The sequence below is a fragment of the Amycolatopsis sp. NPDC021455 genome (genome assembly GCF_040640995.1).
Lineage (GTDB): Bacteria > Actinomycetota > Actinomycetes > Mycobacteriales > Pseudonocardiaceae > Amycolatopsis.
Window position 1 is genome coordinate 1 of record NZ_JBFACT010000076.1, and the last position, 20,231, is coordinate 20,231.

Here is a 20,231-nt window from a genome sequence, read left to right on the forward strand (position 1 = left end):
CTTCCGATCTGTGGCGTTGGTTGCGTCCAACGCACCGAACGCCACATTGGGTGCGTTGGACGCACCGAACGCCACATTGGGGCGCTTCAGGGTCAGCCGGCCGTCACCGGGGTTTCGGCTGCCCAGTCACGCGGGACCAGGAATGACGCCAGCTCCGCCTCCGCGCTCCCCGGCTCGGGCGTGAACTCGGACTCCCACCGCGCCAAGGGTGGCAACGCCGTGAGAACGTCGGCCTGGACCGCGGTCGCCGCGTCGTGGACGAGCGTGAACTCCACGTACCGGCCGCGGCGGTAGAGCTGCCACTGCCGCTCGCGTTCGCCGTACGGCAGGTCCTTCCGCCGCCGCACGATCGGGAAGTACGCCGGGGCGATCACGGCGATGCCCGCCGCCGTGAACGCGGCCGAACGCCGCCAGCCGTCCGGGCCGGGCAGGCGCAGGTGGTCGAAGAGGATGCCGCCGATGCCGCGGGCCTCGTCGCGGTGCGGGAGCCGGAAGCGGTCGTCGCACGCCCGTTTCGCCTGGGCGTGGAACGCCGGGTCGAGCGTGTCGCAGTGGTTCTTCAGGACGCGGTGGAAGTGCGTCGCGTCGGAAGCGAAGCCGTAACAGGGCAGGAGGTCGACGCTGCCGCCGAACCCCCACGAATCCGCGGTTTCGCGGTAGCGGAAGTGCGCCTGGAACGCCGGGACGTACGGGTTGCGCGGGTGCAGCACGACCGACAGCCCGGCCGTGAAGAACTCGTCCGAGAAGGCCGCGCTGACGACGGCGCGTTCGAAGACGTCACCGTTCTCGAGCAGCCGCGTGCGGCCGGACCGGCCGAAACGGCCGCCGCCGTCGAGGCGTTCGAGCTCGGCGACCAGCTCTCGCTGGCCGGCGCTGACGATCGCCTTGACGGCGTCGCGTCTGTCCCCTGAAGGCATACCCCCACCCCCAGGGGCAGGTTACCAGCGAAACGGGGTCAGCCGGCGATGGCGGCGCGCGCGATCACCTTGGTGATCTTCGCCCGGACGAGGGATTCCTCGGGGACGGCGTTGCGCTTGCCGAACTCCTCGCCGCGCTCGGCGCCCATGTACCGCGTACCCAGCTTGGTCGCCCACGCGAGCAGGTCGTCGAGGTCGTGGATCAGCCGTGCCTCGGCGGTGAACTGGACATACGAAAACGGCGGCTTCTGGTCGTCGACGGCCAGGGAGATCCGGCCGTCGCGGGCGATGGCCTTGCCCTTGAGCGTCTCGGTTCCGGTAGTGAAGATCAGCTCGTCGCCGTCCGGGCCCTCGTTGAGCAGGAACCACACCGGCGTCACGATCGGGGCACCGTTGGCCCTGACCAGCCCGAGCATGCCGGTCCGCGTGCCCTCCGAAGCGAACTTCCACCACTCTTCACGGCTCATCTCACGCATGTGAGCGACGTTAGCCTGTCACCCGCGCGTGCGCAGAGGGTGGCCGACTAGCCTGGCCTGCTGTGCGAGACGACGACACCGGGATGATGGGCCTGGCCGACGAGGGGCTGACGCGCCGCCTCAAGGCGCTGGCCTGCACCGCGCCGCTGCACGACCTGGACGCGCGGAAGGCGAAGCTCGACTGGGCCGACGCCACGATCTACCAGATGGCCGAGATCGCGCTGCACACGATCGACCAGGTCACCATCGCCATGGACTTCGACACCGGCGCCGGCCACGACGAGGTCATCGACCGGCTGCTGCCGTTCATCGCGCAGCAGGCGCCATCACGGATGCCCGAAGAGCACGTCCGCGTCGCCAAGTGGGTCCTGGACAACCTCATCAACGTCGGCACGACCGACCGCGGCTTCCGGCGCGTCTACGGCTCGGTCGGGCCGGGTGGTTACCAGCGCCGCCAGTTCGACTTCAAGCTGCTGGTCGAGCTGGCCGCCCGCGACGGCGAGGTCTACCTGCGCGCCACCGACGAGGCCATCAACGTCCTCGTCGGCGCGCTCGACACCGACGTCGAGTCGGCCCAGATCGCCGCCGAGGTCAAGCTCGAGAACCTGATCAACCGCGGTCGCCTCGCCGACGCCAAGCTCGCCGCCGAGCAGGCCCGCTACCGGACCGTCCAGTACGGCGAAACCCTGCGCGCGAAGCTCGACGCGACCCGCCGCGACGTCCGGTCGGTCGACTGGGAACGCGAGGTCCCGGAACTCCTGGACAGCGCGCTCAGCCACATCGAGGCCCGCTTCCGTGCCGAGAACGCCATCCTCAAGAACATCACCACCGCCCGCGACGAGACCGAGGACCTCGACAAGAAGCGCCGCGCGGCCGAACTCGTCGACATCGTCGGCGACTGCATCCGGCGGCACACGCGCCTGCAGTCCCGGCTCGCCGACGCGGGCGCGGTCTTCCGCGCCGAACAGGACCGCCAGCAGTTCTCCGGCCCGCCCCAGCGCGCGACGATCGACCTGTTCGGCCAGCTCCTCGTGCCGACACTCGGCCTGCCGCTGGCCGACGCCGTCGCCCCGGCCGAGCACTTCTTCCACGCCGTCGCGGGCATCACCGCGCCCGTGGTGCCGTCGCTGTCTTCCCTCGTCTCGCTGCTCCTGCGGCCCGCACCCGAGCGAGATCAGCTGGTCGGCGAGATCCCCGAACCCGAACTCATGCCCGCCGAGGTCACCGACAAGTTCGGCGACGACGTCTGGCGCGCCGCCGACGAACTCCTCGACCTGCCCGAGGTGCCGCGACGGCTGTCGGGTCTGCTGGAAGAGGCCCGCCGCAGCCGCCAGCCGGGGCTTGCCGCCCTGGTCGCGCTGCGGGCGGTCCACGCCTACAGTCCCGGGGTCGGCGCGGCCCGCCGCCAGGGCGACCGCTCGGTTCTCCTGGCCGTCGACGACGGCACGCTCCTGGACGACCCCGAGTTCGGCGGCGCCGACCTGCTCCTGTCCACCGCCGCCGTAGAGCGGGCCGACGAAGAAGAGGAAGTCGCGTAATGGCGCTGTCCCACAGCAGCGTGGACGCCGAAGCCGCGGCCCGGCTGGTCGCCTTCGGCATGCGGCCGAAGCAGCTGCCCGCCCGTGACGTCGTGTACGGCGACCTCGTGCGCCGCTACGGCGAGGACAACGCGTTCAAGGCCCTCACCCACGCCGTCGCCGCCGGGCTCGGCCTCATGGTCCTCGAGGTCAACCAGCAGGCCGGCGCGGTCCTCGCGGCCACCGACGAGTCCGTCTTCGAGATCAAGATGGACTCCTACGCCCGCCAGGCCAAGATCCGCGAGCGCCGCGAGACCGAGAAGGTGCTGCACGGCCTGATCCACCTCGCCACCGCCGCGCTCGGCTACCCGCGCCCGGACGACCTCGCCAACGACACCTACATCGGCCGCGTCAGCGTCGAGCAGGTCGACGCGATGGTCCGCGAAGCCGCCCGCATGCTCGACGAACGAGCCGCGGCGGCCGAAGCCAACAACGACCCCCTGGCCGACGCGCCCGAGCTGGAACAGGCGTGGCGCGCGTACACCCGCCGTCCCGCCGCGGCCGCCACCAAGGACGGGCGGCTGGCCGCCGACACCACCCGCGGCATGGTCAGCCGCGCCCTGCGCTTCCTCGCCGACCAGGGCTTCCTGGTCCCGGTGAGCGACGAGCAGGGCGGCACCTACCGGACCACGCCGCGCTACCAGATCCAGGTGCGGGAACTCGCCGCCGACGCCGCCTTCGACGACCTGCTCGCGCTCGACGTCGTGGCCGTCGCGAACGCCGGGGGCACGCTGCGCGCGGCCGCTTCGGACACGCTGTAGAGGGGAATCGATGTACGAGCTTTCGCGGGTCCGCCTGCACTCGGTGGGCCCGGCGGGTGCCCGCTACCAGGACGTCGTGCTCGACTTCAGCGGCGTCGGCGCCAAGATCACCGCGCCCAAGCAGGACGCGCTGTTCAGCGCGGGCATCCACGCGACCGGACCGGCCGAGCTGCGCCGCCCGTCGCCGGCGAGCGTGCTGTTCCTCGAGAACGGCGGCGGCAAGTCCGTGCTCATCAAGCTGATCTTCTCGGTCATGCTGCCCGGCCGCCGCCAGGTCGTCGGCACCACCAGCACCAAAGTCCTCGAGAAGTTCGTCGCCGCCAAGGACGTCTCGCACGTCGTGCTGGAGTGGCTGCACGTCGAAAGCGGGCACCGGATCATCACCGGCAAGGTGTCGGAGTGGCGCGGGCACGTCGTGTCCGCCGACTCCGAGAACCTCGTCGACTCCTGGTACTGCTTCCGCCCGACGTCGGCGCTGGGCCTGGAGTCGCTGCCGATGACGCAGGACGGCCGGCTGCTGACGATGTCCGGCTTCCACGACAAGCTCACCGCGGCCCAGCTCGCCGAACCCGAGCTGGAGCTGTCCTGGACCCGCCGCCACCACGAGTGGACCGGCCGGCTCGACGGGCTCGGCCTCGACACCGAGCTGTTCCGCTACCAGCGCGCGATGAACGCCGGCGAAGGCGAGGCGGCGGACGCGTTCGCCTTCGGCACCGACGACGCGTTCGTCGAGTTCCTGCTGCGCGCGGTCATCTCCGAAGAGGAGCCGAAGGACCTCGCCGAGGTCGTCGCCACCTACGCCCACAACCTGGCCCAGCGCGGCGATCTCCTGTCCGAGCGCGACTTCGTGGCGGGCGCGCTCGACCTCCTGGGCCCGCTGGCCGCCGAAGAAGGCGTCGCCGCGGAGTCGCGGAAGATCGCTGAATCAGCGAAAGCTGACATGGCGTCGCTGGCCGGGCGGGTCGTCGCGCGCAACGAGCTCGAGAACGCGCGGCTGTCCGGGCTCGAGGACCACGTCACCGAGGTCAAGTCCGCCGAGAAGCTCGCCGAGGGCGACCACCGGCGGCTCGCCGCGGCCGTCACGGAACTGCGCCGCCTGGTCGCGGTGCTGCGGCTGGACGAGGCCCAGGAAGCCCGCAAGCGCGTCGACGCCGAACTGGCGTCGGCGAAGACCGAAGCCGAAGCCTGGCGCGAGACGGCGACCGTGCTCAACTCGTTGAACGCGGCGCGCAAGGCGAAGGACCTGCGCGAACTCGTCGGCAACCGCGAGGAGAAGGCTCGTCCTGCCCTGAAGGCACGCAACGACGCCGCTTCGGCACTCGCACGCGGGTTGCACGCGCTGGCGCAGGATGCCCAACGGCAGGCCGACAAGGCCGAAGCGCACGCGGGCGCGTTGCGTGCCGAAGCCGAGAAGGCGCAGACCGAGCGGGACGAAGCCGCGAACCTCGCGGCCGCCCGCCGGGCCGAGGCGCGCGGGCTGACCACGCGGATCACCGAACTGCGCGAAGAAGTCCAGGCAGCGGTTCGTGCCGGACTGCTGCCCTCGGGTGCCGACGTGGCCGAAGCGTCGCGGACCGCGCGCTCCGCGGCTGAGCAAGCTGTTTCGGAACTGACCCGCCGCGAACAGGAACTGGACCGCGTCGGCGCGGATCTCCAAGCGGCGCAACGGGCCGTCAACGAGGCGCACCAGCTCGCGGGCACCACCCAGGACCGGCTGGAACGCGCCACCGAGGACCTCGACCGGGCCCACCGCCGGACCGACGCCCTCGCCGCCGAAAGCCGCCTGGTCGAGCTGCTCGGCGCCGACGACGTCAACCTGGAAAGCGACCTTCCGGTGCTGCTGGAGCGGTTGCGCGAGGCGAGCGCGGCCGTCGAAAAGGAGCAGACCGCGCTGCGGATGGAGGAGTCCGCCGACGAGCGGGCCCTCGCCGCACTGGGGTCCGGCGGACTCCTGCCGCCGCCGGAGGACGTCCAGGCCGCCCTCGACGCGCTGGAAGAGGCCGGAATCACCGCGTGGTCCGGCTGGCGCTATCTGTCCAAACTGGACGCTTCCCGGCGCGCCGAAGTCCTCGAAAGCCTGCCGCAGCTGGTGTCCGGTGTCCTGCTGAACGACGCCGCGCACGCTTCCCGTGCCCGGGAAGTCCTGACGAAGCGGCGGCTGCTGCCGAGCGCGATCATCGCCGTCGGCACGACCGAAGCACTGCAGGCCGAGGTGCCGTCCGCACCCGGCGTCGAGTTCCTCGTGCCGCCGAACCCCGCGATGTACGACGAAGAAGCCGCGGACGCCGAGCGGGAGGCCGTGGCGCGGCGGCACACCGAGCGGCAGCGTCGCCTCGAAGCGCTGTCCGCCAAGCTGTCCGCGGACGGCGCCCTGACGTGGAAGCTCACGACGTGGCGTGAGGACTACCCGCCCGGCGCCATCGCGACCCTCGCCGAGCAGGCCCAGGCCGCGCGGACCGCCCGGGAGACCGCACGGACGGCGTTGGAGCAGGCCGAAGCGGAGTTCGCGCGGCTGAGCGAAAAAGCCGCGTCGCTGCGTGAACGCGTCCCCGAGCTGCGCGCGGCCGCCGCCGAGGCCGAAGAGAAGGCCCGGCGGCTCGGCGAGCTGGGTGTTCGCAGCGCCCGGATCGCGGAGTGGACCGAAGAAGCCGAGCGGGCGACCGAGATCGCCGAGCGCGCCGACCTGCAGGCGTCCGACGCGGCGGGCAAAGCCGCCCGGCTGCGCGAGCAGGCGGGGGAGGAGCAGCGCACCGCCGACGGCCACCGCCGGACCGCGACCACCGCGCGCGCCGAGCTGGCCGAGGTGCCCGGCGCGGCCGACGCCGCGGAGGGCCCGGCGCCGTCCGAGCCGGTGGACGCGCTCCGGCGGACGTACGCGTCGGCGTCCGAGGCGTACGCGAAGGTCGAGGTCGGCAGCGACCTCCGCGGAGAGCTGGAACAGGCCGAGTCCGCCGAAGCGGCCGCGGGCTCGGCCGTCGAGTCCCTCGACGCGGCCGTGCGCGCCCGCGCGGCCGAACTCCTGGAAACCCCCGACGGTTCCGACGCGTCGGCCCGCGCGGCCGCGTTGGCGCGCGCCCGCCGGGTCGTCGACGGCCTCGAAGACGAGCGCACCGAGGCGATCGGGCTCGTCTCGACGCGGCGCGCGGAGCTGGACGCGCTGCCGCTGCAGAACGGTGTCAACGGCGAGAAGCCGCGCGACATCGAACACGGCCTGGAGCTGATTGACGCGGCCGGGCTGGAAGCGTCCGCGGCCGCGCGGAAGTGGGAGGAGCTGCAGGAACGCCGGGCGGCGGCGGAAGCGACCCTGGAGTCCGCGCGCACCTCGGCGTCCGGGTTCTCGCTGCTCGCGGAGTCTATGGCACACCTGGTGACCGACACGGACGCGGCGGCCTACGACGGTGACGTCGACACCGCGCGCGCCCAGCACGCCCGGCTGAACGCGACCTTCAACGCGGCCCAGGAAGCGGCCGACGCGGGCGACCGCCGGGTGCGCGCGGCCGCCGACCAGCTCGCGCAGTACGCGACGGAGAAGCGGTTCGAGAAGCTGAGCACGCCGGTGCGGCAGCAGGTCATCTCGGTCAAGCGCGACCAGCTCCCGGCACACGCGGCCGAGTGGGCCGAAGCGCTGCGGCCGCGCCTGCGGTCACTCACCGACGACCTCGCGCAGATCGACCGGCACCGCGGCGGCATCATCACGCGTCTGCAGGGCATGGTCGACGGCGCGCTCCGGACGTTGCGGTCGGCCCAGCGCGTCTCCCGGCTGCCGGACGGCCTCGGCGACTGGTCCGGGCAGGAGTTCCTCCGCATCCGGTTCACCGAGCTGGAGGACAACGCGCTGACCGAGAAGCTCGGCGAGGTCGTCGACGAGGCCGCCGTCGGCAAGACCGCGGACGGCCGGGACGTCAAGCGCGACGGGCTTTCCCTGGTACTGCGCGGGGTCCGGGCCGCGGCACCCAAGGGCTTCCGCGTCGACATGCTCAAGCCGGACTCGGTGCTCCGCACCGAACGCCAGCGCGTCTCGGAGATCCGCGACGTCTTCTCCGGCGGCCAGCAGCTGACCGCGGCGATCATCCTGTACTGCACCCTCGCGGCGCTGCGCGCCAACAACCGGGGCAAGGTCCGCAACCGGCACTCCGGCGTGCTGTTCCTGGACAACCCGATCGGCCGCGCGTCGGCCGGGTACCTCCTGGAGCTGCAGCGCGCGGTCGCCGAGGCGCTCGGCGTGCAGCTGATCTACACGACGGGCCTGTTCGACGCGGGCGCGCTGTCGGAGTTCCCGCTCATCGTGCGGCTGCGCAACGACGCCGACCTGCGGGCGGGCCGGAAGTACCTGTCGGTGGACTCGACGATCCGGAACTCCCTGGAGGACCTCGGCGAGCCGGACGGCGTCGCGCGGCTGTCGGCGACCCGGATGTTCACGCGGGCGGCCGAGGAAGCCGATTCCGCTGAGGACGAACAAACGGCCTGAAGCGGAACATTTCCGGACGTGTGGTGGTTCTCCGGCGCATGACGAAACTGGGGCCGCTGGGGGCCACCCACACCGCACTGGACACCGGCACCGCCGTGGCGGTCCAGCTCGAAGAACTGGGCTACGACACGCTCTGGATGGCCGGCGGCCGGGACGACAACCTGCCGCGGATCGCCGAGGTCGTCCGCGGGACTTCGCGGATCCAAGTGGCGAGCGGGATCCTGTCGGTGGACCGGGTGCCGTCGGCTTCCGTCGCTTCGGCGTACACGGACCTGCCTGCCGGGCGGTTCGTGGTCGGCCTCGGCGGAGCGCACGGGCCGCGTCCGCTGGCCACGCTCGGCGACTACCTCGACGAGATCGAGGACGCCGTGCCGCAGTCCGCGCGGATCCTGTCGGCGCTCGGACCGCGGATGCTCGAGCTGGCGCGCGACCGAGCCTCGGGCGCGTACCCGTACCTGGTGACGACGGACTACGTCGCGTCGGCGCGGGAGATCCTGGGCGCGGACCGGCAGCTCGCGGTGCTGCTCAACGTGGTGGCGGAGACCGATCAGGCCAAGGTGCGCGAGGTCGTGCGCGGCGGCTCGCTGGGTTTCCTGGCCGGGATGCCGGGCTACGCGGCCAACTTCCGGCGGATGGGCTTCACCGACGCCGACATCGCGGACCTGTCCGACCGGCTGGTCGACGGCCTCACCGTGGGGGGCGACTTCGACGCGATCGTGGCGCGCCTGCGGGAGTACCGGGCCGCGGGCGCCGACCAGGTCGTCGTCCCGCTCGACGGCCTGCCGCGCGAGTGGTGGCCGGAGCTGGTGAAGGCCCTGGCCTAACCGCGGATCGCCTGCTGGTAGGCGGCGAGCGCCTCGGCGTCGTCGATGCTGCCGTGGTGGTGGACCTGCACCCAGCGGCCGTCTTCGTAAGCGAAGAACCGCGTCGTGCGGATGCTCAGGGGGACGGTGTCGGTCACGCGGTATTCGCCGGTCTCGCGGCCGGCGAACACCGCGTGACCGTCGCCGGAGTACTCGACGATGTCGCCGAAGGTGACGGTGACGCGGGCCGGGCCGCGGAAGACGCGTTCGTACAGCTCGGTGATCGCCGCGCCGCCGCGGAGGATGCCGCCGAGCGGGTTGTTCAGCTGGGCCAGCGGGTCGCTCGTCCAGACGCGGCGGAATGCTTCGAGATCCCGCTGGTTGAAGGCGTAGTAGAAGGATTCGAGAGCGGCCAGCGCGCCCTCGCGGCCGGGCCGGCCGGCGTCGTCGAGCCGGTTGCGCGCGTCGGGACCGAAGGCGGCGTCGAGGTGCCGGGCCATGGCTGCTCCTCTTAGAGTGTTCGATGGAGGTCGACCACATGAGTGTACGACAGTCATCGAACACTGCGCGGGCACGCGGGCTCTCGCACGCTTCTCCGGCGCAGGTTTCCCTGCAGGACGCCCTCGCCGCGGTCGCCGACCCGGTGCGCCGCAGCATCCTGCGCGAGCTGGCGGCCGTGCCGGAGTGGACGAAGGCATGCGGGACGTTCGACCTGCCGGTGGCCAAGGCGACCCGCAGCCACCACTTCGCCGTCCTGCGCGCGGCGGGCCTGATCGAGCAGCGCGACGAGGGCCCGCGGCGCCTGAACCGCTTGCGCCGTCCCGAATTCGACGCCGCCTTCCCCGGGTTGCTCGACCTGGTGCTCAGTCACCCCGGCCCGTGAAGGCGAGGGTGGTGCCGAGGCCGATCATGACGAGACCGCCGGTGCCGCCGACCCGCTCCAGGCGCTTCGGCGAGCGGGCGAACCACGTGCGGGCGGTGCCGGCGACCAGGGCCCACGCGCTGTCGGTGGCCAGCGCGATCGCGGGCAGGCACAGCCCGAGGACCAGCATCTGGGCGGGCACGGACCCGGCAGCGGGGTCGGCGAACTGCGGCAGCAGCGCCGCCAGGAACACGATCGACTTGGGGTTCGCGAAGCCGACGACGTAGCCGTCGCGCAGCACGGTCAGCACCCGGCCGCGCGTGGCGCGTACCTGTGCTGCCATCGCTTCGGTCAGCTTCCGGCGGTGCCGCACGGCCTGGACCCCCAGGTACACCAGGTAGACCGCGCCGGCGACCTTGATCGCGGTGAACACCGCCACCGACGTCGTCACGAGCGCGCCGAGACCGAACGCGACCGCGACGACCTGCGTGTACACCCCGACGGCGTTGCCCACGACGGTGAGCAGCGCGTCGCGCCGCCCGACCGTGAGCGCGCGGCCGATCGTGAACAGCACACTCGGCCCGGGGACCACGACCAGGAGGAACGTCAGCGCGGCGAAGGCCGCGAAGTGCGCACCGGAGACCATTTCGCGAGGCTATCGCCTGGTCGAGCCGGCGACCAGGCGTTTTTGTCGGTGCCGGGTGGTAGGAACAGCGGGTGCCTCCGAAGATCAGCACCGACCAGCGCCGGGCCCGCCTCGCCGCCCGTCACCACCTGGCCGCGCCCGCGGCCACGGTGGCGGACGCCGTGGCCGGGGTCGTCGCGCTGCACGCCACCGACCCGGCGACCGTCCACCTGTCCGCGTCCGCCCGGCTCGCCGGTCCGGCGGTGGCCGCGGTGGAGCGGGTGCTGTACGAAGACCGGACCTTGCTGCGGTTGCTGGGAATGCGCCGCACGGTGTTCGTCACCGGCCTGGACACCGCGGCGCTCGTGCAGGCCGGCTGCGCCGCGGACATCCTCGTGAAGCAGCGGAAACTGCTCGAACAGCACCTGGGGCAGCAGGGCCACCCGGAGAACGTGCCGGAGCCGGCCGCGTGGCTGAAGGACGTCGAGGCATCGGTCGAGGCGGCGCTGCGGGCCCGTGGTTCGGCGACGGCGCAGCAGCTGAGTGAGGACGAGCCACGCCTGCGGCAGCAGCTGCTGATGGCGGCGGGCAAGCCGTACGAGGCGATCGGCAACGTGACGAGCCGCGTGCTGTTCCTGCTGGCGGCGGGCGGCCGGATCGCCCGCGGCCGTCCCCGCGGGAGCTGGCTCAGCAGCCAGTACGTCTGGCACCCTCTGGACGAATGGGTGCCGGGCGGCTTGCCCCCGTGGGACCCGGACGAGGCTCGCGCCGAGCTGGCGCGCAGGTGGCTGCACGCGTACGGCCCGGCCCCGGTGTCCGACCTCCGGTGGTGGACGGGCTGGACGGCGGGCCAGACGAAGAAGGCCCTGGCCGCGGTGAAGCCGGTGGAGGTCGACCTCGACGACGGCCCCGGCGTGGCCCTGGCGGACGACCTGGACCCGGTGTCCTCGCCGCCCCCGTGGGTGGCGTTCCTGCCGGCCCTGGACCCGACGCCGATGGGCTGGCAGGAGCGCGACTGGTACCTCGGTCCCCACCGGCCGGCCCTGTTCGACCGCAGCGGCAACGTCGGCCCGACGATCTGGGCCTCCGGGCGGGTGGTGGGCGGCTGGGCCCAGCGCCCGTCGGGCGAGATCGCGTACCGCCTGCTCGAGGACGTGGGCGCGGAGGTGAAGGCGGCGGTCGAGGCGGAGGCGGACAAGTGCGCGGACTGGTTCGGCGAGGTCCGGGCGGTGCCCCGGTTCCGGACCCCGCTGGAACGGGAGCTGGCCGGATGAGCGGAGCACCGGCGGAGTGCCGCCCGGTGGGGTGGCTCCGGTCGCGGGCGACCCGGGACGTGTCGCTGGATCGGTCGAGTCACCGACTTCACGCGCCGCCCCGCGGGCCGCTGCGGCACCCCTGGGGAACCCGCTTCGGGCTGGATCGTTCAAGTTCCCATCGCCGGGCCGCGGCGCGGCTCCTCGCCGGCCGCCTCGCGCCCGATGTGATCAGCCGGAACCGGTCCCGGCGCCCGAACCTGCGGGTGCCGCCGGGCCGCCGTGGTCCACCCGGTCGGAACGCTCCGGAGCGGCTTCGCTTCTTAATCGATTCTTGACCCGTTCGCCAAGTGGTGGAAGTCTCGTCAGGGCAGTCAGGGACGCGCATGCCCGCACGCTAGGGTGGCCGCGAGCCCGCAAGTCACGGCCGGGGGTCCCGGCCGGATCCTCAGAGGAGTGGCAGCAGTGACCGTTCGCGTAGGTGTCAACGGCTTCGGCCGCATCGGCCGCAACTTCTTCCGCGCCGTGCAGGCCAGCGGCCAGGACATCGAGGTCGTCGCCTTCAACGACCTCGGCGACGTCGCCACCATGGCCCACCTGCTGAAGTACGACTCCATCCTGGGCCGGTTCCCGGGTGAGGTCAGCGTCAGCGACGAGGGCATCGTCGTCGACGGCAAGACCATCAAGGCCCTCGCCGAGCGCGACCCGGCCAACCTGCCCTGGGGCGAGCTGGGCGTCGACGTCGTCCTCGAGTCGACCGGCTTCTTCACCAACGCCGACGCCGCCAAGGCGCACATCGCCGGCGGTGCCAAGAAGGTCATCATCTCCGCGCCCGCCAAGGGCGAGGACCTGACCATCGTGCTCGGCGTCAACGACGACAAGTACGACGGCTCGCAGGTCATCATCTCGAACGCCTCCTGCACCACCAACTGCCTCGGCCCGCTGGCCAAGGTGCTGAACGACGCGTTCGGCATCGAGCAGGGCCTGATGACCACGGTCCACGCCTACACCCAGGACCAGAACCTGCAGGACGCCCCGCACAAGGACCTGCGCCGCGCCCGCGCCGCCGCCCTGAGCGTCGTCCCGACCTCGACCGGCGCCGCGAAGGCCATCGGCCTCGTCCTGCCGGAGCTGCAGGGCAAGCTGGACGGCTACGCGCTGCGCGTCCCGGTCCCGACCGGCTCGGCCACCGACCTCACCGTGACGCTGTCCAAGGCCGCCACGGTCGAGGAGATCAACGCCGCGTACAAGGCCGCCGCCGAGGGCCCGCTCGCCGGCATCCTGCGCTACTCGGACGACCCGATCGTCTCGGCCGACATCGTCACCGACCCGGCGTCCTGCATCTACGACGCACCGCTGACCAAGGTCATCGGCAACCAGGTCAAGGTCGTCGGCTGGTACGACAACGAGTGGGGCTACTCCAACCGCCTCGCCGACCTGGTCAAGCTCGTCGGTTCGAAGCTGTCCTGAACCCGATGAGCGTCAAGAACCTCGACGACCTGCTGGGCGAGGGCGTTCAGGGCCGGTACGTGCTCGTGCGGTCCGACCTGAACGTCCCGCTCGACGGGGACCGCATCACCGACGACGGCCGGGTCCGCGCCGCGCTGCCGACGATCAAGAAGCTCGCCGACGCGGGCGCGAAGGTCGTCGTCACCGCGCACCTCGGCCGTCCGAAGGGCGAGCCGGACCCGAAGTACACCCTCGCGCCCGTCGCGAAGCGGCTCTCGGAGCTGCTCGGCGCCGAGGTCTCGCTGGCCGGTGACCTGGTCGGCGAGTCCGCGAAGGCGCTGACCGGCGGCCTGGCCGACGGCGGCGTCGTCCTGCTGGAGAACGTGCGCTTCGACGCGCGCGAGACCAGCAAGGACGCCGCGGACCGCTCCGAGCTGGCCGCCGAGCTGGGCGCGCTCGTCCCGGGCGGCGCGTTCGTCTCCGACGGCTTCGGCGTCGTCCACCGCAAGCAGGCCTCGGTCTACGAGGTCGCGTCGGTGCTCCCGGCGTACGCGGGTGGCCTGGTGCTGGCCGAGCTGGACGTGCTGAAGAAGCTGACCGACGACGTCCAGCGGCCCTACGTGGTCGTGCTCGGCGGCGCGAAGGTGTCCGACAAGCTCGGCGTCATCGCGAACCTGCTGACCAAGGTCGACCGGCTGCTGATCGGCGGCGGGATGGCGTACACCTTCCTCAAGGCCCAGGGGCACGAGGTCGGCAACTCCCTGCTGCAGGCCGACCAGCTCGACCAGGTCAAGGGCTTCCTCGCCGAGGCCGACAAGCGCGGCGTCGAACTGGTGCTGCCGGTCGACGTCCTGGCCGCGACGGGGTTCGCGGCCGATGCCGAGCACGAGGTCGTCGACGCCACGGCGATCCCGGCCGACCGCGAGGGCCTCGACATCGGCCCGCGCACCCGCGAGCTGTTCGCGAGCAAGCTGGCCGACGCGGCGACGGTGTTCTGGAACGGCCCGATGGGCGTGTTCGAGTTCGAGGCCTTCTCGGGCGGCACCCGTGCCGTGGCCGAGGCGCTCGTGAAGAGCGACGCCTTCACGGTGGTCGGCGGCGGCGACTCGGCGGCCGCGGTGCGGCAGCTGGGCCTGCCCGAGGACGGCTTCTCGCACATCTCCACCGGCGGCGGTGCCTCGCTGGAGTACCTCGAAGGCAAGGAACTGCCCGGCGTCGTGGCACTGGAGGAGAAGAACTAGTGGCACGCAAGCCGTTCATCGCCGGCAACTGGAAGATGAACCAGAACCACCTCGAGGCCATCGCGCTGGTGCAGAAGATCGCCTTCGCGCTGCCGGAGAAGTACTACGCGAAGGTCGACGTGGCGGTGCTGCCGCCGTTCACCGACATCCGCAGCGTGCAGACCCTGGTCGACGGCGACAAGCTGTCGCTGACCTACGGCGCGCAGGACCTGGCGCCGCAGGATTCGGGCGCCTACACCGGCGACATCTCGGGCCCGATGCTGGCCAAGCTGGGCTGCAAGTTCGTCACGGTCGGGCACTCGGAGCGGCGCGAATACCACGCCGAGACCGACGAGCTGGTCAACAAGAAGGTCAAGGCCGCGCTCAAGCACGGCATCACGCCGATCCTCTGCATCGGGGAGAAGCTCGAGGTCCGCGAGGCCGGTGAGCACATCCACCACACCACGACGCAGCTGATCGAGGGCCTGAAGGGCCTCAAGGCCGAGCAGGTCAAGGACGTGGTGGTCGCGTACGAGCCGGTCTGGGCGATCGGCACCGGCAAGGTCGCGTCGTCCGCGGACGCCGAAGAGGTCTGCAAGGCCATCCGCGCCACCCTCCAGGAGAAGTACGGCGACGAGGTCGCTTCGTCCGTCCGGGTGCTCTACGGGGGATCGGTCAAATCGGGCAACATCAGCGAACTGGTGGCCTGCGACAACATCGACGGTGCCCTGGTCGGCGGAGCGAGCCTCGACGGCGAGGAGTTCACGAAACTCTGCGCACTCGCCGCGGGCGGGCCGCTGCCCTGATCGAGGCCACGACCGGGTAGCCTGTGTATCCGGTCCGTCACACAGCAGTGGACGAGTCCAGGGGTACGGTGGAGTCGGAAACGACCATGCCGTACCCCTGCATTCTCCTAGAGCCCAGAGGATGACATGAAGCTGTTCCTGCAAATCCTGTTGATCGTCTCCAGCGTCCTGCTGGTGGTCGCCGTGCTGCTGCACCGCGGCCGGGGCGGTGGCCTGTCGTCGCTGTTCGGCGGTGGGATGCAGTCGAGCCTGGCCGGGTCGAGCGTGGCCGAGAAGAACCTCGACCGCATCACCCTGCTGCTGGGCGCGGTCTGGCTGATCAGCATCGTGGGCCTGGGTCTGCTGCTCAAGGTGTGACGTCCGGCGTCCCGCCGACGGCCGCGACCGGGTCACGGCGGCAGGGCGTAGCGATTCGGCGTGCCTATTGGGGGGCGCGCCGCCGATTCCTAGGTGTGAGGATTCATGGTTGGCGGTAACGCGATTCGGGGCACCCGGGTGGGTGCCGGTCCTACGGGCGAATCGGAACGGGGGGAGTCGGCGCCGCGTCGCCGGATCTCCTACTGGTGTGCCAACGGGCACGAGGCCCGGCCGTCGTTCGCGCTCGACGCGGAAATCCCCGACGAGTGGGACTGCCCCCGCTGCGGGCTCCCGGGCGGGCAGGACGAGAAGAACCCGCCGGCCGCGCCGCGGACCGAGCCGTACAAGACGCACCTGGCCTACGTGAAGGAGCGGCGCAGCGACGCCGACGGCGAGGCCATCCTGGCGGAGGCGCTCGACCGCCTGCGCAAGCGCCGGGAAATCCTCTAGCTCTTCGAGCGGCAACCACCCCGGGACACCTCGGGGTGGTTTTTCGCGCGCTCGCAAAAGCGATGCCCGCCCGATCACGCGAGAATGCCACTTCAGTCCTACGGCACCCGCCTGAGCAGCCCCCGATTTCCACGCTACCGGCGGCCACCGACAGTTCGCCGGGTGGAAACACCGCGAGCGGCGGACCGCGGTCGTCTTCGTCCGAAGTCCGCCGTTCGCGGCTGCGCGAGATCCGGAATCGTCGGTCCTCGCCGCTAGGCTGGATACCGGGGGCCGGAGGTCAGCGGTCCAGCGGATACCGGGCCCGGACGCGGAACCCGCCGTCCTCGGTGCCGGACGTCTCGAAACTCCCGCCCAGCAGCCGTGCCCGCTCCGCGAGGCCCGTGAGGCCGTGGCCACCCGAGGGCAGCGACTCGCCCGGGCGGCTGGCGCGCTCGTTGCGGACCTCGATCTTGAGCGCTCCGTGCTCACCTTGGATGCGGATGGTCGCCGTCGCGCCCGGGGCGTGCTTGTGGACGTTCGTCAGGCACTCCTGCACCGTCCGGTAGGCCGCCGCGGAGACCTGGTTCGGCAGCGCCTCCGGCAGGTGCTCCACCGACAGGTGCACCGGCACTTCCGACGTCCGGATCAGCCGGTCGAGGTCGTTGATCCCGGGCCGCGGGCCGTCGTCGTCCGGGCCGGCGCGCAGCACGCTGACCAGCGAACGCAGCTCCTCCAGCGTCCGCTTCGACAGCGTGCGGATGACCTGCGCGGTCTCCTGCGCCCGGTCGTCGGCGGTCTGGGCCTGCAGCGCGCCGGCCTGCATCGCGATCAGCGTGATCTGGTGCGAGACGACGTCGTGCATCTCGCGGGCCAGCCGCGCTCGCTCCTCGGCGCGGACGGCGTCGGCGTGGAAGCGGCGCTCGCGGTCGCGGCTCGTGGCCAGCTCGGCGAGCTTGTTCGCGACCTCGGCGCGCGCGCCGATGAGCAGTCCGATCGCGATCGGCATGCCCGCGACGAGGACGCCGTAGATCCCGTCGAGGATGTGTTCGCGCCAGCTGAGCTGGGCGAAGTCCTCCAGCGGCCACTGCACGAACCGGCACATCCACACCAGCGCGGCGCCGACCCAGGTCTGCCAGTGCAGCTGGCGGCGGGTGGCGAGCATGCCCAGCGTGATCATCGACGCGAGCTGGGCCCAGCCGGCGAGGAAGCCGGGGACCGCGACGAGCACGGCGAGGAACGGGAACTTCCGGCGGAACACCACCGCGAGACACGCGGCGGCGGACAGGTAGATCGAGTACGGCTGGGCCTTCTCGGGGATCACCAACCAGACGTCGAGCACGGCCAGGATGACCGCGGCCGCCTCGATGGCGAACTTGACCACGGCGGGGCGGGGCACCGAGCCGAACAAGCTCAGGCCACGCTTGCGGACGCGCTCGGCGGCCGATGGTCCCGTACCGGCGACCGAGATGCCTGGAATCGAGAGTCCCTCTGTACTCATGGCTGGCGACCCCATTCGTCTTGTGGACTTGTTGGTGAGAGGTGCTCAGGGCCCGATCGGGACGCGCCACCGCAGACAAATGTGCGGATGCTAACGAGGTGGCGTACGAAGACGGTAAGTTTCACCCGCCGGCCGCGTCGCGGCGTCCGAATTCCGCAATCGACTGGTCTGTCCGGGGGATGGTCGCGGAGGGCTGCTACCCCCAGTGGATCCACCGTTTCGCAGCGTGCGCCAAGACGACCACATCGTGGGAATCATGTTACCCACGTGTGGTCGTCCGGCGGAAGTTTGTCACGCGGCGACAGGGTGGACGTCGTCGCCGAGCAGGTGGCCGAGGCCTTCGGCGCACGCCTTCGCGGTCTCGATCGAGCGTGGCAGCATGCGGGTCTCGTACTCCCGGACCGCTTCGCCGAGCCTGGGGGCCGTGGCGAGGGCGGTGCCGAGTTCCGTGCCGTCGAGCAGGGCGAGGTTCGCGCCGACCCCGAGCGGCGGCATCAGGTGTGCCGCGTCGCCGAGCAGCGTCAGTTTCGGCGTGTGCGTCCACGCGTGGGGGACCGGCAGGACGTGCAGCGGCCGGTGCGTGAACCCGCCGTCGTGGTCGGTCAGGAAACGCAGCAGGTCCGGGTGCCATCCGGCGTAGCGCTCCAGCAGGCTCGCCCGCACCGCCGCGGTGTCGGCGAAGTCGAGGCCGGCGGACCACTCCTCGGGGGCGTAGAAGATCGCGTAGCAGCGGATGTGCCCGTTGCTGTTTCGCTGCGCGAAGAGCGCCCGGCCGCCGATCTTCGCCATCATCGTTCCCTGGCCGGTCGATGTCGCCAGGGCCGGGTGGCGGCGGTCGGCGTCGTCGAGCCCGAACTCGACGAACGTGACCCCGCTGTACTCGGGCGAGACGCCGGTGAGCGCGCGGCGGACGCGTGACCACGCGCCGTCCGCGCCGACGACCAGGTCGTAGTCCTCGGTGACGCCGTCGGCGAAGGTCAGCCGGCCGGTCGCGGTGACCTCCGCGACCGGCCGTCCCCAGTGGACGGTGCCGGGGGCGAGCGAGTCCAGGAGGATCCCGCGGAGCTGGCCGCGGTCGATCTCCGGGCGGAGCTCGTCGCCCTCGGCGGGGATCTCGTCGTGGACGACGGCGGCGGTGCGGGCGTCGAGCGCGCGCATCTGCTGGCCTTCGGGCCGGGCGAGTTCGCGGAACCGCTCGTGCAGCCCGGCGGTGTGAAGGGCGACCTGGCCGGTGTCGGCGTGCATGTCGAGCGTGCCGCCCTGCGGCCGCGCGCCGGCGGAGGGTTCCTGCTCGAAGACGGTGACGTCGAGGCCGTGGAGCTGCAGGACGCGGGCGCAGGCCAGCCCGCCGAGGCCGGCGCCGGCGATCGCGATACGTGAGGAGGTCATGGGCCCAGAAAAGCATAGTGACTCAAAAAGTGCAACGACTACACTTTTGTAGTGAGTATGCTCAGTCCATGACCGAAGTGATCGGACGCCGCGAGCGCAAGAAGGCGCAGACGCGGAAGGCACTGGCCGACGCCGCCCTCGAGCTGTTCCTCCGGCGCGGCTACGACGAGGTCGGCGTCAAGGAGATCGCGGAGGCCGCCGATGTCTCGGTCACGACGTTGTTCAAGCACTTCCCCGGCAAGGAAGCCCTGGTGTTCGACCTGGAGGAGGACATCGAGGCGGCGCTGACCGGCGCGGTGCGCGGGCGGCCGCCGGGGTGCACGGTCGTGGACGCGCTGCGCGAGCACATCCTGCGGGACGTCTCCGAAGGCCCGGGCGAAGAGTTCGTGGGGCTGATCGAGAGCACGCCGGCGCTGCGCGACTACGCCAGGCGGATGTGGATGCGCCACGAGACGGCCCTGGCGCGCGCGATCGCCGAGGAGACCGGCGCGCCGGAGGACGACGTCGCCTGCGCGGCCTTGGCGAAGTTCGCGCTGGCGTCACGGGAGCTGATCGCGGGCCACGACGATCCGCGACGTGCGGCGGAGGAGATCTTCGGCCGCCTGGAACGCGGCTGGCGGGCCGAATAGGGCCGGGCCGCGAAACAGGCCGAGCCCGCGGGGGCGCCCCCCGTCTTCCACGTTACCGGAGGGCACCGACAGTTCCGGCCCAGGAAGACGATCTTCCGCAACGGCCCGTGGACCACGGTCGGCTTCGTGAGATGGTCGAACGATGACCGAACCCGACCCCGCCGAACTGGAACTCGACGCCGCTCGCCGGAGGTATCCGGTGGGTGATCACGTGCGGGGGAAGGTCACCCTCATCCCGCGTCCCGGCACGATCGGGCTGTTCGTTGACCTGGGCGGGCCGCCGACCGGATTCGTCGACGTGGTCCACCTCCCGCGATCCGCCGGCCAGTGGCCGGCCGTCGGCACCGTCACCGATTTCGAAGTGCTCCAGCACCGGCACCACCAGGTCCGCCTTTGGCCGCTCGACCAGGCTTTTCGATCGAACACGGCCGACTTCTGGAGGACCGAGCCCGAGTGGCGGGCAGTGCGGCACCGATACCCTGCCGGTTCCGAGGTGATCGCCGAGATCACCCATGTCTTCCCGTCGGACCGTGAATACGTGGTCACCTTTGATGGCGTCTGGTCCGTCCTCGCGTGGACGGGCGCGCCACCCGTCGTGGGCGCCACCGCCCGGTTCGTAGTGGATCGTCACCTGGATGCCACCCGCCGGGTGCTGCTGCGCAGCAGTTCCGCGGCCCCAAAGCCGTGAAGGCCTCCTTACCGGTCACAA

General features: G+C 71.7%; 19 protein-coding genes. 13 read left to right on the forward strand and 6 right to left on the reverse strand.

Annotated features, from left to right (window positions below; all coding sequences use genetic code 11):
• Positions 1–92: 92 nt before the first annotated feature.
• Positions 93–917 carry a coproporphyrinogen III oxidase gene (locus AB0G28_RS42495; RefSeq protein ID WP_361103243.1) on the reverse strand — a complete coding sequence of 275 codons (825 nt, stop codon included), beginning with the start codon at positions 915–917 and terminating at the stop codon, positions 93–95.
• Between the two features lie 38 nt (positions 918–955).
• Positions 956–1,393 carry a PPOX class F420-dependent oxidoreductase gene (locus tag AB0G28_RS42500; protein ID WP_361103245.1) on the reverse strand — a complete coding sequence of 146 codons (438 nt, stop codon included), beginning with the start codon at positions 1,391–1,393 and terminating at the stop codon, positions 956–958.
• Positions 1,394–1,479: 86 nt separating this feature from the next.
• Between AB0G28_RS42500 and AB0G28_RS42505 the strand changes: the two genes are divergently transcribed.
• From AB0G28_RS42505 to AB0G28_RS42520, 4 genes are read left to right on the forward strand one after another with little or no spacing between them, the layout of a single operon-like run.
• Positions 1,480–2,931 (forward strand): hypothetical protein, encoded by a 1,452-nt coding sequence (locus AB0G28_RS42505; RefSeq protein WP_361103307.1) that lies wholly within the window; start codon positions 1,480–1,482, stop codon positions 2,929–2,931.
• On the forward strand, positions 2,931–3,731 hold the full coding sequence (locus AB0G28_RS42510) for a hypothetical protein (RefSeq protein ID WP_206788669.1): 801 nt from the start codon (positions 2,931–2,933) through the stop codon (positions 3,729–3,731). Before AB0G28_RS42505 ends, AB0G28_RS42510 begins: the two co-directional genes overlap by 1 nt.
• Before the next feature lie 10 nt (positions 3,732–3,741).
• On the forward strand, positions 3,742–8,199 hold the full coding sequence (locus AB0G28_RS42515) for a hypothetical protein (protein WP_361103247.1): 4,458 nt from the start codon (positions 3,742–3,744) through the stop codon (positions 8,197–8,199).
• Positions 8,200–8,237: 38 nt separating this feature from the next.
• Entirely contained in the window at positions 8,238–9,023 is a 786-nt protein-coding gene (locus tag AB0G28_RS42520; protein ID WP_361103249.1) for a TIGR03620 family F420-dependent LLM class oxidoreductase, read from the forward strand.
• Here AB0G28_RS42520 and AB0G28_RS42525 read toward each other — a convergent pair.
• Positions 9,020–9,502 (reverse strand): nuclear transport factor 2 family protein, encoded by a 483-nt coding sequence (locus tag AB0G28_RS42525; RefSeq protein ID WP_361103251.1) that lies wholly within the window; start codon positions 9,500–9,502, stop codon positions 9,020–9,022. The two genes, AB0G28_RS42520 and AB0G28_RS42525, sit on opposite strands and share 4 nt — an antisense overlap.
• A gap of 38 nt (positions 9,503–9,540) precedes the next feature.
• Between AB0G28_RS42525 and AB0G28_RS42530 the strand changes: the two genes are divergently transcribed.
• Positions 9,541–9,885 (forward strand): transcriptional regulator, encoded by a 345-nt coding sequence (locus AB0G28_RS42530; protein ID WP_361103253.1) that lies wholly within the window; start codon positions 9,541–9,543, stop codon positions 9,883–9,885.
• On the opposite strand, the gene AB0G28_RS42535 is transcribed toward AB0G28_RS42530, so the two are convergent.
• The gene (locus tag AB0G28_RS42535) at positions 9,866–10,510 is read right to left on the reverse strand and encodes a LysE family translocator (protein ID WP_361103255.1); all 645 of its coding nucleotides are present in this window, start codon (positions 10,508–10,510) and stop codon (positions 9,866–9,868) included. The genes AB0G28_RS42530 and AB0G28_RS42535 overlap by 20 nt on opposite strands.
• 71 nt (positions 10,511–10,581) lie before the next feature.
• Between AB0G28_RS42535 and AB0G28_RS42540 the strand changes: the two genes are divergently transcribed.
• From AB0G28_RS42540 to AB0G28_RS42565, 6 genes are all read left to right on the forward strand, one after another.
• Positions 10,582–11,763, forward strand: coding sequence for a winged helix DNA-binding domain-containing protein (locus tag AB0G28_RS42540; protein ID WP_361103257.1), 1,182 nt, complete (start codon positions 10,582–10,584; stop codon positions 11,761–11,763).
• A gap of 444 nt (positions 11,764–12,207) precedes the next feature.
• A complete protein-coding gene (gene gap / locus AB0G28_RS42545; protein WP_361103259.1) occupies positions 12,208–13,212 on the forward strand; it encodes a type I glyceraldehyde-3-phosphate dehydrogenase in 1,005 nt (334 codons plus the stop codon).
• Between the two features lie 5 nt (positions 13,213–13,217).
• Entirely contained in the window at positions 13,218–14,432 is a 1,215-nt protein-coding gene (locus tag AB0G28_RS42550; protein ID WP_361103261.1) for a phosphoglycerate kinase, read from the forward strand.
• On the forward strand, positions 14,432–15,217 hold the full coding sequence (gene tpiA / locus AB0G28_RS42555) for a triose-phosphate isomerase (protein ID WP_361103263.1): 786 nt from the start codon (positions 14,432–14,434) through the stop codon (positions 15,215–15,217). Before AB0G28_RS42550 ends, tpiA begins: the two co-directional genes overlap by 1 nt.
• Before the next feature lie 126 nt (positions 15,218–15,343).
• Positions 15,344–15,574: a preprotein translocase subunit SecG gene (gene secG, locus AB0G28_RS42560; protein ID WP_003071471.1), complete on the forward strand. Its 231-nt coding sequence runs from the start codon at positions 15,344–15,346 to the stop codon at positions 15,572–15,574.
• A 105-nt stretch (positions 15,575–15,679) separates the two neighbouring features.
• Complete coding sequence (locus AB0G28_RS42565; protein WP_043788280.1) at positions 15,680–16,024, forward strand: RNA polymerase-binding protein RbpA; 345 nt, start codon at positions 15,680–15,682, stop codon at positions 16,022–16,024.
• A 280-nt stretch (positions 16,025–16,304) separates the two neighbouring features.
• On the opposite strand, the gene AB0G28_RS42570 is transcribed toward AB0G28_RS42565, so the two are convergent.
• A complete protein-coding gene (locus AB0G28_RS42570) occupies positions 16,305–17,504 on the reverse strand; it encodes a histidine kinase (RefSeq protein WP_361103265.1) in 1,200 nt (399 codons plus the stop codon).
• Positions 17,505–17,795: 291 nt separating this feature from the next.
• Positions 17,796–18,893, reverse strand: coding sequence for an NAD(P)/FAD-dependent oxidoreductase (locus tag AB0G28_RS42575; protein WP_361103267.1), 1,098 nt, complete (start codon positions 18,891–18,893; stop codon positions 17,796–17,798).
• Positions 18,894–18,961: 68 nt separating this feature from the next.
• Here AB0G28_RS42575 and AB0G28_RS42580 point away from each other — a divergent pair, with 68 nt between their 5' ends.
• Positions 18,962–19,522 (forward strand): TetR family transcriptional regulator, encoded by a 561-nt coding sequence (locus AB0G28_RS42580; protein WP_361103269.1) that lies wholly within the window; start codon positions 18,962–18,964, stop codon positions 19,520–19,522.
• 142 nt (positions 19,523–19,664) lie between these two features.
• Positions 19,665–20,210, forward strand: coding sequence for a hypothetical protein (locus tag AB0G28_RS42585; RefSeq protein WP_361103271.1), 546 nt, complete (start codon positions 19,665–19,667; stop codon positions 20,208–20,210).
• The last annotated feature ends 21 nt before the right edge of the window (positions 20,211–20,231 follow it).

What these genes read in the sequence shown, in the direction of transcription:
- AB0G28_RS42515 (WP_361103247.1), top strand. Translation starts at nt 3,742, where the DNA reads ATGTACGAGCTTTCGCGGGTCCGCCTGCACTCGGTGGGCCCGGCGGGT.
- AB0G28_RS42550 (WP_361103261.1), top strand. Translation starts at nt 13,218, where the DNA reads ATGAGCGTCAAGAACCTCGACGACCTGCTGGGCGAGGGCGTTCAGGGC.
- AB0G28_RS42575 (WP_361103267.1), bottom strand. Translation starts at nt 18,893, where the DNA reads ATGACCTCCTCACGTATCGCGATCGCCGGCGCCGGCCTCGGCGGGCTG.
- AB0G28_RS42525 (WP_361103251.1), bottom strand. Translation starts at nt 9,502, where the DNA reads ATGGCCCGGCACCTCGACGCCGCCTTCGGTCCCGACGCGCGCAACCGG.
- AB0G28_RS42535 (WP_361103255.1), bottom strand. Translation starts at nt 10,510, where the DNA reads ATGGTCTCCGGTGCGCACTTCGCGGCCTTCGCCGCGCTGACGTTCCTC.
- AB0G28_RS42500 (WP_361103245.1), bottom strand. Translation starts at nt 1,393, where the DNA reads ATGCGTGAGATGAGCCGTGAAGAGTGGTGGAAGTTCGCTTCGGAGGGC.
- AB0G28_RS42505 (WP_361103307.1), top strand. Translation starts at nt 1,480, where the DNA reads ATGGGCCTGGCCGACGAGGGGCTGACGCGCCGCCTCAAGGCGCTGGCC.
- secG (WP_003071471.1), top strand. Translation starts at nt 15,344, where the DNA reads ATGAAGCTGTTCCTGCAAATCCTGTTGATCGTCTCCAGCGTCCTGCTG.
- AB0G28_RS42510 (WP_206788669.1), top strand. Translation starts at nt 2,931, where the DNA reads ATGGCGCTGTCCCACAGCAGCGTGGACGCCGAAGCCGCGGCCCGGCTG.
- AB0G28_RS42570 (WP_361103265.1), bottom strand. Translation starts at nt 17,504, where the DNA reads ATGAGTACAGAGGGACTCTCGATTCCAGGCATCTCGGTCGCCGGTACG.
- AB0G28_RS42565 (WP_043788280.1), top strand. Translation starts at nt 15,680, where the DNA reads ATGGTTGGCGGTAACGCGATTCGGGGCACCCGGGTGGGTGCCGGTCCT.
- AB0G28_RS42585 (WP_361103271.1), top strand. Translation starts at nt 19,665, where the DNA reads ATGACCGAACCCGACCCCGCCGAACTGGAACTCGACGCCGCTCGCCGG.
- AB0G28_RS42580 (WP_361103269.1), top strand. Translation starts at nt 18,962, where the DNA reads ATGACCGAAGTGATCGGACGCCGCGAGCGCAAGAAGGCGCAGACGCGG.
- AB0G28_RS42530 (WP_361103253.1), top strand. Translation starts at nt 9,541, where the DNA reads ATGAGTGTACGACAGTCATCGAACACTGCGCGGGCACGCGGGCTCTCG.
- AB0G28_RS42495 (WP_361103243.1), bottom strand. Translation starts at nt 917, where the DNA reads ATGCCTTCAGGGGACAGACGCGACGCCGTCAAGGCGATCGTCAGCGCC.
- AB0G28_RS42520 (WP_361103249.1), top strand. Translation starts at nt 8,238, where the DNA reads ATGACGAAACTGGGGCCGCTGGGGGCCACCCACACCGCACTGGACACC.